The organism is Bartonella sp. P0282 (assembly GCF_048452985.1).
Taxonomy (GTDB): domain Bacteria; phylum Pseudomonadota; class Alphaproteobacteria; order Rhizobiales; family Rhizobiaceae; genus Bartonella; species Bartonella choladocola.
In genome coordinates, this window is record NZ_WTFO01000001.1 from 79,728 (window position 1) to 92,063 (window position 12,336).

10 protein-coding genes are annotated in these 12,336 nt (G+C 46.8%); 3 read left to right on the plus strand and 7 right to left on the minus strand.

The features are described 5' to 3' along the window. Positions 1–873 precede the first annotated feature (873 nt). The 5 genes from GQS64_RS00420 to tkt all read right to left on the minus strand — a co-directional run bounded on the left by GQS64_RS00420 (position 874) and on the right by tkt (position 7,811). On the minus strand, positions 874–1,974 hold the full coding sequence (locus tag GQS64_RS00420; RefSeq protein ID WP_246798475.1) for a porin: 1,101 nt from the start codon (positions 1,972–1,974) through the stop codon (positions 874–876). Between the two features lie 310 nt (positions 1,975–2,284). Then, positions 2,285–3,313 carry a class I fructose-bisphosphate aldolase gene (locus GQS64_RS00425; RefSeq protein WP_077994014.1) on the minus strand — a complete coding sequence of 343 codons (1,029 nt, stop codon included), beginning with the start codon at positions 3,311–3,313 and terminating at the stop codon, positions 2,285–2,287. A 142-nt stretch (positions 3,314–3,455) separates the two neighbouring features. After that, positions 3,456–4,646, minus strand: a complete 1,191-nt coding sequence (locus GQS64_RS00430; RefSeq protein WP_077994015.1) for a phosphoglycerate kinase — start codon at positions 4,644–4,646, stop codon at positions 3,456–3,458. A gap of 144 nt (positions 4,647–4,790) precedes the next feature. Further along, positions 4,791–5,798, minus strand: a complete 1,008-nt coding sequence (gene gap, locus GQS64_RS00435; protein ID WP_198230311.1) for a type I glyceraldehyde-3-phosphate dehydrogenase — start codon at positions 5,796–5,798, stop codon at positions 4,791–4,793. 33 nt (positions 5,799–5,831) lie between these two features. After that, complete coding sequence (gene tkt, locus GQS64_RS00440; protein ID WP_077994017.1) at positions 5,832–7,811, minus strand: transketolase; 1,980 nt, start codon at positions 7,809–7,811, stop codon at positions 5,832–5,834. Positions 7,812–8,035: 224 nt separating this feature from the next. On the opposite strand from tkt, the gene GQS64_RS00445 reads away from it, so the two are divergent. Both GQS64_RS00445 and GQS64_RS00450 read left to right on the plus strand, forming a co-directional pair. Further along, entirely contained in the window at positions 8,036–8,311 is a 276-nt protein-coding gene (locus GQS64_RS00445; RefSeq protein WP_075869331.1) for a DUF4164 domain-containing protein, read from the plus strand. 13 nt (positions 8,312–8,324) lie between these two features. Further along, the gene (locus GQS64_RS00450) at positions 8,325–8,687 is read left to right on the plus strand and encodes a cell division protein ZapA (protein ID WP_077994019.1); all 363 of its coding nucleotides are present in this window, start codon (positions 8,325–8,327) and stop codon (positions 8,685–8,687) included. Between the two features lie 666 nt (positions 8,688–9,353). Here the strand turns inward: GQS64_RS00450 and pyk are convergent. Both pyk and GQS64_RS00460 read right to left on the minus strand, forming a co-directional pair. Continuing rightward, complete coding sequence (gene pyk, locus GQS64_RS00455) at positions 9,354–10,790, minus strand: pyruvate kinase (RefSeq protein ID WP_077994020.1); 1,437 nt, start codon at positions 10,788–10,790, stop codon at positions 9,354–9,356. Further along, entirely contained in the window at positions 10,787–11,254 is a 468-nt protein-coding gene (locus GQS64_RS00460) for a DUF1036 domain-containing protein (RefSeq protein ID WP_077994022.1), read from the minus strand. Before GQS64_RS00460 ends, pyk begins: the two co-directional genes overlap by 4 nt. A 134-nt stretch (positions 11,255–11,388) precedes the next feature. On the opposite strand from GQS64_RS00460, the gene GQS64_RS00465 reads away from it, so the two are divergent. Next, positions 11,389–12,183, plus strand: a complete 795-nt coding sequence (locus GQS64_RS00465) for an N-formylglutamate amidohydrolase (protein ID WP_198230312.1) — start codon at positions 11,389–11,391, stop codon at positions 12,181–12,183. The last annotated feature ends 153 nt before the right edge of the window (positions 12,184–12,336 follow it).

Consider the following 12,336-nt stretch of genomic DNA (forward strand, 5'->3'; position numbering starts at 1 on the left):
CGCTAATGTCGTCGCATCCGGCTACTATCCTCGCTCTTGCTACAGTCCCCATCCTCTCCCCGCCGCCCAACGAGTTATAGCCGCCCATTCTGCTAATGTCGTCGCATCCGGCTACTATCCTCGCTCTTGCTACAGTCCCCATCCTCTCCCCGCCGCCCAACGAGTTATAGCCGCCCGTTCCGCTAATGTCGTTGCATCCGGCTACTGTCCTCGCTCTCGCTACAGTCCCCCCAATCCGCTATCGCCCGCCCAACCTGCGATAGCTTTCCCATCCTGCTAGCGTCTTCTCAACTTCCTCATGCGGTCTTTTCGGCGGCCTCCTATTGTTTTTCTTTTCTGCAAAATTGTTTCTGCACACCGGCTTCACTTGCTGTTTCGCCGCCTATATCCGCCCATAGAAAGGTCGATCCTATAAAATAGCGATATAAACGATATTTCGTTTATATTTCAAAATCTATATCATTTTATGATAATAACATGAATAATCATTTTTTATTTTATAGTTATATGTTCTTTATAACTTTTATTATAATTATTTTTATTAGTTATATAAATAGTTTACTGTTCACTGAATAATATTTCAGTATCTATTTTACACTATATATAGCTATTTAAAATAAAAATTATACTTTTATTACTAATCATAATTTTTTTTAAATATGTTTTTCTAGCGGTGTCGGCAAGATGTGCAACAACCGGACTGACCGGTTTAAAAATCGAATTGTGCCGGTTTTAACAATGGAAATACCGAAGTTTATTATTGCCCGCCGATGTCGATAAAATTCTGCTAATAAAACGCAAAAAGCTGCTTAATCTGCTTATAAAATGCAAAAAGCCCCGTGAAGGGGCTTTTTACCAGCGATATTTGACGGTTTAGAAGTCGCGTTGAATACGGATAGCGCCGCCGATAGCATCCTGATCGTGCAAATCTGAATGGACATCATTCCATTTACGATAGTTGACTTCCGGCATAACGGTAAGACCGGGAAGCATTTCATAAGCGACATTGGCGGCTGTGTAGGTATTGCCTACACCTTCATAAGACAACTGGAAGTTTCCTGTTGTTTTCGGCGTGAATTTATAAGAAGCGCCGAGCCAGCCAACCCATTTTCCGCCCCATGTACCGTAGAAACTGTCGACAGCGCGGATACCGCGACGACCGTCGCGGATGATGGAATCTTTATCGTCGATGTCCTCATAATAGGTGTCTTTCAAATCCTTATAGGCACCCATAACCCAGATATTGAATGCGTCGGTAATCTTCAGGTTGACTTTTGCCTTGCCAATCCAGGCTTCATTTACGGCATCGTAAGCACCGGCACCTGTAATTGATCCCCAACCTTGTTCAAACTTCAAACCGGCCACAACATCGGGGGTGTAATCTTCTATCGTTCCGTTGAAGTCGGTATCTTCGTCGCCGCCCTGCTCGATTGAAACCATTGCCGTCAGACCACTGCTGAAAGCATATTGGTACTGGATCATATTGGTACGATAGGCGCCGCCCAAGATAACGTCATCATTGATGAAGTTGCCATAATAATCGAAGAATGTATTCAATGCCGATTCATCAACACCGATATGCAAACCGCCGAGTTCGATATAACCGAAACGCAATTCCGACGAAGATGAATCCGTGCCGTCGTCAAAATCGGAACGTAACTCGATATGTGTTTTCAGGGTTCCGAGTTCGGTTTCGGAAGCTGTTGCTACGAGCAAATGGGCACGGACTTCATCGCGCCAGGTTTTCATATTACGTTCGTCACGCGAACGGGCATAAACATCGTCACCACCCTTCGCCTGCGCATAGACAAAACCACCCAGTTTCAAACATGTATCGGTGCCCGGAATATAGAAATACCCTTCGCCATAAGCGTCGCAGACACGGACATATTCGACCGGCTCAGCTTCCGGCAAGGCGACATCGGCTGCCTTTGCCGCTGTTGTTTGAATTGCGATAACCGCTGAAGTTACCATGAATGCCTGAAATAATTTATTCATCATTGCCCCGAAAAGTTACTTATCGAACCTGTCGATAATGTATTGACTGTCTGTCATGGACCTCTCACTTAGCAAGCCCGTCATGTCCATGCAAATCCCGACGAGCAAATAGAAATTCTGATGCATCTATACAAACTTGAAGAATCTATTCAAGTTTTTAATAGTGTTTTTATTTCTAAGGCGTTTTTAAAAGATAATCTGTAACAAATATGATACACTTTTATAATAAAAGCCCGAAACAAGTGCTTCGGGCTTTTTGAAACTCTTATAATTCTATTTTTGAAAATCAGGCCGTTTGTTCGTCTTTTTTGGTCCATTTGCCAAGTGCTGCAAGATAGTTCATCTTTGCACGGTGGGCAAAAGCCTTTTGTCCGGCTGCAACATTCTGCTTTTTACCGCCCCAGGCCGCGATAGCAGCAGCTTGCAAAGCGCGCCCGTAAGAGAATGTTACCTTCCACGGGAGATTGCCGATTGCGTTGATTGCCGAAAGATGGGCCGTTGCTTCTTCGTCCGATTGACCGCCGGAAAGGAATGCAATTCCGGGAACAGCCGAAGGAACTGTCGTCTTCAAAACACGAACTGTTTTTTCTGCAACTTCTTCGACCGAAGCTTTACGGGCTTTTTTGCCATCAATCACCATATTGGGTTTCAAAATCATGCCTTCCATCTTGACGCGGGCGGCAAATAGCTCGTCGAAAACTGTTCTCAAGACATGTTCTGTTACTTCATAGCAACGGTCGATCGAATGGTCTCCGGGCTTGCCATCCATCAGGATTTCCGGCTCTACAATCGGCACAATCTGTGCTTCCTGACAAAGTGCGGCATAGCGTGCCAAGGCCTGTGCATTTTGCCTTACAGCACCCCATGTCGGGAATTTATTGCTATCAATAGCAATAACGCCGCGCCATTTGGCAAAACGGGCACCCAATTCATAATATTCCTTCAAACGTCCACGCAAACCGTCAAGTCCTTCGGTGATCGTTTCATCAGGGAAACCGGCAAGCGGTTTTGCCCCTTCGTCAACCTTGATACCGGGAATTGAACCGGCCGCTTTGATTATATCGGTCAACATGCGGCCGTCGGAAGCTTTTTGGCGGATTGTTTCATCATAAAGGATGACGCCGGAAATATATTTTTCCATAGCTTCTTTAGTCGTGAACAACATCTCACGATAGTCGCGGCGGTTTTCTTCGGTCGATTCAAGCTTGATCGCATCAAAACGTTTTTTAATCGTACTGGTGCTTTCATCAGCAGCAAGCAGACCTTTTCCTCCTGCTGTCATAGCAATTGCGATATCCTCAATACGTTCACTCATTGGGGCGGCTCCTCTGTTCTAATAGCCAGACATTAAAATAATAATATTCAAAGTGAAACGGACAAACCTCCGTTTCGTTTACCTGAATTTGCAGGCGGAAAATTCTTTAAAAAAGAAAACTCTCTCTCCCCGCATTTTAAACCTATTTTTCCAAAGCCAGAATACCCGGCAAAGGCTTGCCTTCCATCCATTCGAGAAAGGCTCCGCCGGCTGTCGAGATATAAGTGAAATCGGAAGCGACACCGGCATGGTGCAGCGCCGACACGGTATCCCCACCGCCAGCAATAGAAACGAGTTTTTTCTGTTTTGTGCGGGCAGCGACACGTTTGGCAACAGCAACTGTACCCGCATCGAAAGGATGAAGTTCAAAAGCGCCAAGTGGCCCGTTCCAGACAATGGTTGCAGCATCGTCAATTGCTGCATTGATACGTTCGACAGAATTTTCACCAATATCAAGGATCATTCCATCGGCCGGAATGGAGTCAATTCCATAACGATGATTGGGCGAGTTTGCTTCAAAGCTTTCGGCAACAATGGCATCAACCGGCAAAATGATCGAACAATTTTCGGTCTTCGCCTTGGTCATGATAGCGCGGGCTGTTTCGCCAAGGTCGTGTTCGCAGAGCGATTTTCCAACGCTTAAACCTTCGGCTGCAAGAAACGTATTGGCCATGCCACCGCCGATAATAAGTGCGTCCACTTTTTCTATCAGATTGTTCAGAAGATCAATCTTCGTAGAAACTTTGGCTCCGCCAACAATGGCTACAACCGGATGCGCCGGATGGCCAAGTCCTTTTTCAAGTGCTTCGAGTTCCATCTGCATGGAGCGTCCGGCATAGGCTGGCAACAAATGGGCAAGCCCTTCCGTTGAAGCATGGGCACGGTGAGCAGCGGAAAACGCATCATTGACATAAATATCGCCATTTTCAGCCAATGCTTTTACAAATGCCGGATCGTTCTTTTCTTCGCCTTCATGGAAGCGCGTATTCTCCAAAAGGACAACATCGCCATCTTTCATGGCATCGACTGCGGCTTTTGCTTTTTCACCGATACAATCTTCGGCAAAACCTACTGTTTTGCCAAGGACTTTCTCCACGGTCGGAACAATTTGCTTCAGCGAAAATTCGGCAACGACTTTGCCTTTCGGACGCCCGAAATGGGCAAGCAAAATAACTTTTGCACCTTTTCTACTCAATTCGTTGATGGTCGGTTTTACCCGCTCGATGCGGGTTGCATCTGTGACCTTTCCGTCTGTGACAGGAACATTGAGGTCAACACGCAAAAGAACGCGTTTGGATTTTACGTCAACATCATCAAGGGTGCGAAAAGCCATATTTTTCTCCAGATTTTCAAGACATGGCCGTTCTTTTTTCATAAACGGTCCGCTCATTTACTTTTTATAGCAAGGCCTTGACCTGACAATCGACAAAGCCCCGCTTTTCAAAAGAAAACGGGGGCTCGCGCCCCCATCGTTCTATTAGATGGTTTTTGCAAAAGCGACAGCAACATCAGCCATACGGTTGGAGAAGCCCCACTCATTATCGTACCAGGAAAGAATACGAACGAATGTTCCATCCATAACGCGTGTTTGCTCGGTATGGAAAACCGACGAATGTGGATCATGGTTGAAATCGTGGCTGACGAGTTTTTCATCGGTATAGCCGAGGATACCCTTCAAAGGTCCATTTGCAGCAGCACGGATTTCTTCATTGATTTCTTCCGGCGTAACCGGACGCTTTGCAATAAAGGTAAAGTCGACAACCGAAACATTCGGAGTCGGAACACGGATAGCAACGCCATCAAGCTTGCCGTCAAGTTCCGGCAAGACCAGGCCAACGGCCTTGGCAGCACCGGTAGATGTCGGAATCATCGACAAAGCGGCAGCGCGTGCACGGTAAAGATCTTTGTGCAATTTATCCAAAGTCGGTTGATCGCCGGTGTAAGAGTGAATGGTTGTCATAAAGCCTTTTTCAATGCCGACAGTTTTGTTGAGAACATGGGCAACCGGAGCAAGGCAATTGGTGGTGCAAGATCCATTGGAAATGACCTTGTGCTCTTTTGTCAGCTTGTCATGATTAACGCCATAGACAACTGTCAGATCAGCGCCTTTTGACGGTGCGGAAACGATAACACGCTTGGCACCTGCATCAAGATGGGCAGCAGCTTTTTCGCGGGCGGTAAAAATACCGGTGCATTCCAAAGCAATATCAATGCCAAGTTCTTTCCATGGCAATTGTTCGGGATCACGTGCAGCCGTGACCTTGATCGGCCCGCAGCCCGCATCAATGGTATCACCCGCTACCTTTACTTCATGGGGGAAACGTCCATGGACCGAATCATAGCGCAACAGATGGGCATTTGTTTCAACAGGCCCCAGATCGTTAACTGCAACAATGTCAATATCTTTGCGACCACTTTCAATGATTGCGCGCACAACATTGCGCCCAATACGTCCAAATCCGTTGATTGCTACACGTACTGCCATATTATCTCTCCCTTTAATTGAGATATTTGAATATTAAAGCTTTGCTTCCGCCGCTGCAACGACGGCTTCGGGAGTGATCCCGAAATGTTTGTAAAGTGCGTCGATAGGACCGCTCGCACCAAAACCGGTCATCCCTATAAATACACCATCTCGGCCAATAAAACGATCCCACCCTTGTCGAATAGCTGCTTCTACAGCGATATTTACCGGAGCATTGCCTATCAATGCTGTTTTATAAGACTCTACTTGGTGCTCGAAAAGCTCAAAACAAGGGACAGATACCACTCTTGTAGGAATTCCCTTCGCTTCAAGCACTTCACGCGCCTTTACCGCAATTTCCACTTCCGAACCCGATGCAAAGATTGTGACTTTCGCATCGTCACTTGCCGTCATCAGTTCGTAAGCACCCAGTGCCGAGAGATTATCTTCTTCATAGTTTTTCCGCAAGGTCGGCAATCCTTGACGGGTCAGCGCCAAAGTGGATGGTGTCGTTTTGGATTTCAGCGCCAATTGCCAGCATTCGGCCGTTTCAACAACATCGGCGGGACGGAAAACCAGATGATTGGGAATTGCTCTCAAACTTGCAAGATGTTCAACCGGCTGGTGGGTAGGCCCATCTTCCCCCAGACCAATCGAATCATGTGTCATGACATAAATGACACGAATTCCCATCAATGATGAAAGCCGCATCGACGGGCGGGCATAATCGGAAAAACACAAAAACGTCCCCGAATAAGGGATAATGCCGCCATAAAGCGACAAGCCGTTCATAATCGCGGCCATTGCATGTTCACGAATACCATAATGGATATAACGACCGGAAAAATCTTCTGGCGTAATATCATTGGTCTGGCTTGTTTTGGTGTTGTTGGAGCCTGTCAAATCGGCTGATCCACCAATTGTTTCGTTGACCGCCCCGTTAATAACTTCAAGTGCCATTTGCGAAGCGACACGCGTTGCCACCTTCGGCTGCTCTGCGGCCAGCTTCTTCTTGTACTCGCTAATGACATTGTCAAAATTACCCGGAAGATCACCCCGCATCAAACGGTCGAATTCGGCACGTTGTTGCGGATCAAGTGCTTCAAGCTTCTTGTCCCATTCCTGACGTTTCTTTGCGGCGTTGAGGCCTGCAAGACGCCAGCTATCAAGAATTTCGGCAGGAACCACAAAAGGCTCGCTTTCCCAGCCCAATGCTTTGCGCGTTTCGGCAACTTCCTCTTGACCGAGAGGCGAACCGTGAACCTTGTTGGTTCCCGCTTTATGGGGAGAGCCGAAACCGATTGTTGTCCGGCACGAGATCAAAGTCGGTTTGTCGGATGATTTTGCTTTCTCGATTGCTTTGGCAATCGCATCCTGATCGTGCCCGTCGACTTTGATTGTATTCCATTGACAGGCTTCAAAGCGTGCACATTGATCGGTATTATCGGAAACGGAGATCGCACCATCAATCGAAATCTGGTTATTGTCCCAAAGGAGAATAAGCTTGTTCAGCTTCATATGACCGGCGAAAGCAATGGCTTCTTGCGAAATGCCTTCCATGAGGCAGCCGTCACCGGCAAGCACATAGGTGTAATGGTCGACCAAATCTCCCCAGCGTGCATTCATGATCCGCTCGCCAAGTGCCATACCGACAGCATTGGCTATTCCCTGCCCCAATGGACCGGTTGTCGTTTCAATACCGTTGATATGACGATATTCGGGATGACCGGCAGTTTTTGCACCAAGCTGACGAAAATTTTTTATCTCGTCAATTGTGACATCCTCGTAGCCGGACAAATACATAGCCGAATAAAGCAGCATGGAGCCATGACCTGCCGAAAGAACAAAACGGTCGCGATTGGGCCAATTCGGCTTCTTCGGGTCATGAGCGAGAAATTTTGTGTAAAGAACGGTTGCAATATCGGCAGCTCCCATCGGAAGCCCCGGATGCCCGGAATTTGCTTTCTCGATTGCATCTATAGATAGAAAACGGATAGCATTGGCCATCTGGTTCTGCTTGTCATTATTTTTCATGAGAATCGGCTACTCTTTGATCGCTATTAAATTCGGTCTAATGCTTCTTCTGACAAATATCACTTAAACGGTGTGAGTCAATAAAATCCCACTGTCACCAGCTTTGATACGGTGGATTTCTTGCCACAAAGCCGGAAGACATTTAAGAATAGCAAAAACAGGATAAAATTTACCGGAATGATTCGTTTTTAAAGTTACATTTTACAAAAAGGATCCGGAACTCGATGCCACAAGACACATCAATTCTCGATCAAGCGATCAATCGTCTGGAAAACGCTCTTAAAACGCTTGAAAATGCCGTTGTCAATGACAATAAAGATTCATATGACACTAGCGAACTCGAAGAAGAAATCCAGCGCATGAATGCAGATCGCAGCCGTCTGGCGCAAGCACTTGATACATCTGAATCACGTGCCGAACGTCTTGAACAAGCCAATAAGGAAGTATCACGCCGCCTTATTACTGCAATGGAAACGATACGCACTGTGGTTGACCGGTAAAGGGCAAATAAATATGGCAACTGTTTCAGTTACTATTGATGGCAAAACCTACCGAATGGCTTGCGACGAAGGCGAAGAAGAACATCTCGCCGGTCTCGCCCATCAGCTTGACCAGTATATCAGCCATTTAAAATCCAATTTCGGCGAAATCGGCGACCACCGTCTTTCTGTCATGGCCGGCATCATGGTCATGGATGAACTTGATGAAGCGCGGCGTCAGCTAAACAATCTGAAACAGGAAAACGAAACTCTACAACAAGAAAATAACCAATTGGCCGATGCTTGCCAACGTTATGAAACAGTTGCTGCCAAAGCCATTGACAGGGCAGCCAATCATATTGACGCTCTTGCCCGCCAGCTTGTCAAAAATCAATAAACCGGTCATACCGGTCTTGAGCTTGTGTGTTTGTTTCTTCAACAAGTGACATTGAAAATTGAAGAAACACATCTTTTAAAAAATTGGATGGTCCAACTTTTTTGAAAATATAACAGACAAGCAACCGATGAAATAGACAAGCAACCGGTGAATTAGACAAGACCCCCCCCAAAAAAATAAACAAGCAAACTTCTAAAGACGACAAGTAAATTCTTGACCCCACCTGAAGAATAATTTTTCATTATTATTTTTAAAAGATTTGGCGGTTGTTCAAAAATATTTCAAAACAAGCAGAAACCGGTTCTGTTATTTGATAATCCGCTTTTGGTTTCAAGCTGTAAAATACTGCATTTTCTCGCTGTTATTGCGGCAGATTGTTTTTAACCGGCGGGTTCCACGCAATCGCAAGGCTTCGCATAATTGTCGGGCTCCACACAATAATCGTCAGCCTTTTTCTTCATATTATCCGTGATGCTATGCCCCGATACCAAGCGCCCTGTTCCGCCCGCTTCATGTCCTGAGATTTCTCTATCTTCGTCTTGCGCTCGTGAACCACATGAAGACAGCAAGCCTGATCGTTCATCACAAGCTTACACTCTGCGACGGAACAGGCTTTTCAGCTTCCGCCGCAGAGTTGATATTCATTAAGAAATTGACGCAGACAGATTATCTGCGTTTACCATCTTCCTTGGCGACATAGGCAATACGCAACATATTGGTTGCACCCGGTGTTCCGAGTGGCACGCCGGCCGTTACGATAATTCTGTCGCCGGGAACGCTATAGCCTTCCCGTAGTGCAATGGCAGCGGCTCTTTCGACCATATCGTCAAGATTGTGAGCGTCTTCCGTGACAACACAATGAAGCCCCCAGACAAGGGCAAGACGCCGTGCCGTTTCGGTAATGGGTGAAAGAGCAATGATGGATGGTATCGGCCGTTCACGGGATGCGCGTATACCTGTTGCACCGGAGGCCGTATAAGCAACAATAGCCGAAAGATTGAGCGTTTCGGCAATCTGCCTTGCGGCGAGCGAAATTGCATCGGCGCCGGTTGGTTCGGGTGCAGGATGTTGGGCGTCGATCATCGGTTCATAATTGGAATCCCGTTCGATCTTGCAAGCAATTTTATCCATCGTACGTACAGCTTCTTCCGGATAAGCACCGGCAGCCGATTCAGCCGAAAGCATAATGGCATCGGCCCCCTCATAAACGGCCGTTGCAACATCGGAAACTTCTGCACGGGTGGGAACAGGTGCAGTAATCATGGATTCAAGCATTTGCGTTGCGACGACGACCGGCTTGCCAGCGCGTCGGCACAATTTGATAATATCCATCTGGATACCGGGCACGGCTTCCAACGGCATTTCGACACCAAGATCACCACGCGCCACCATAACCGCGTCGGATAAATCGACAATTTCGTTGATTCTGCGAACGGCTTGCGGCTTTTCGATTTTTGAAAGAATCGCCACTTTTCCTTTGGAAATTTTACGCGCTTCGGCAATATCTTCAGGACGCTGGATAAAGGAAAGCGCAATCCAGTCGATCGGCTGTTCAAGAACCGCCAGAAGATCTTTATGGTCTTTTTCGGTCATTGCGCCGACACCGAGCAGTGTGTCGGGCAGACTTACCCCTTTACGGTCGGAAATATGGTTTCCCGCCACAACCTTACATTCAATGGATTCATGTGTACATTTTTGAGCAAGAAGCTGGAGCTTTCCATCATCAATGAGCAGGCGTTCACCGGGCTTGACGGCGTCGAAAATTTCCTTATGGGGCAGATAGACGCGCGTATTATCACCCGGAATATCCTTATTATCGAGCGTGAAAGTTTGCCCGACAACAAGATCGACTTTACCTTTTGCAAATTCTCCCACACGTAATTTCGGCCCCTGCAAATCGGCAAGAATGCCGATTGGCCGCCCCTGCTTTTTCTCGATATTGCGAATGATTTTTACGAGAGAGCGCATTGTGTCATGATCGGCATGACTCATATTGATACGAAAAACGTCAACTCCCGCTAAAAAAAGCTTTTCAATCATGTTTTCGTCAGACGATGCAGGTCCGAGCGTAGCAACAATCTTTACTTTACGGTTACGTTTCATTTTGTGGGAGCTCCTGTAACAAGCGGCGTATTTAACGCCGGATTATTGGATACAGGCTCGGTTAGCTGAACCATCCAGCTTGTTTGTGTGCCTGTATCGATTTCCTGAAAACCGGCTTTTTGAAAGCCGCGTGCAAAACAGTCATTGACGCCATTAATGGTAAATTCGGAATCCTTCACACACATATTGATAGGTCCATCCCAGCGCCCGTGATTTTTAGCATCTTCCGCATGAAGATAATAAAAGCGCGAGGTTAAAGGCCCATCAATAATCGTCTTGCAACGTGTCGGACCGACAACCCACCACCCTTCGGACATCCAGCCGACTTTTGCACGGTATCCGATGGAAACGCCGATAACCTCCTGGGTCGTGTTACAGACACGAAAATCTGCCTGAGCTGCGTTTAGAAAGGTGAACGCAAACATGCCACCGAAGAGTATAATCCGAGTCTTTTTCAACAACATTCCTGGCACCTTCGGTTTTATTTCGTCCCGACCGCTGTTCTTTTGCACTTGAATTGTGTTTTGTGTAGTTTCTCAAACTTTGTCAATGTCAGAGGTTTTCAAAACATATCATATTATAAAGTGATGATAAAAAAATGAAACAGAAAGAAATTTTCCATCCCTTCAAAGAAATTGCCGGCAATATGCAAGCAGGGCTCGCACTCATTTGCGATCATGCAAGCAGCGATCTGCCGGTCGAATATGGTTCGCTGGGGCTTGATCCTGCCGAATTCAAAAGACACATCGCTTATGATATAGGTGCACAATTATTGACCGAGGAACTGGCCAAACGCCTTGAAGCCCCCGCCGTCATCAGCCATTTTTCAAGATTGTTGATCGACCCTAATCGCGGAGAACATGACCCGACACTTATCATGCAACTATCCGACGGTTCGGTAATTCCGCATAATTATCCACTCGGTGAGGCTGAAAGGAAACGCCGCATCGACAATTATTATACGCCTTACGACAAGGCAATCGGAAGGCTCATCGCCAATGTCGGGGAAGCAAGCGGAAACAGCCCTTTTGTTGTTTCTGTCCATTCGTTTACACCTGTCTGGCGGGGCAAAGCCCGCCCATGGCATATCGGCCTTTTATGGGATAGCGACAGGCGCGTATTCGATCCGCTTTTTGAAGGATTGAACAAAATCGGACATATCAAGGTCGGTGATAACGAACCTTATGATGGAGCGCTGAAGGGTGACACAATGTATCGCCATTGTACAAAAAAAGGCATCGCCCATATATTGATCGAAGTCCGGCAGGATTTGATAGCGGGTGAAGAGGGTGTGCGGGAATGGGCAAATTATCTCGAACCGCTCTTCAGGAAAATAAATGAAATGCGGGAGATTCACATGAAACAACTTCATCCCTCGCGAGCAGACAATTGACGTTTACGTTTGCGTTAGAAAATTTTACGGCTTTCCAACAGGCGTGAAAAAAAGGAACCTGCATCTTGACTCAAGGGGTCGGACTCGGACATCAACAGGAAACTGAACGATCGACTGAACGACTCGTTTCAACACGATTTATCTGGAGGCCAT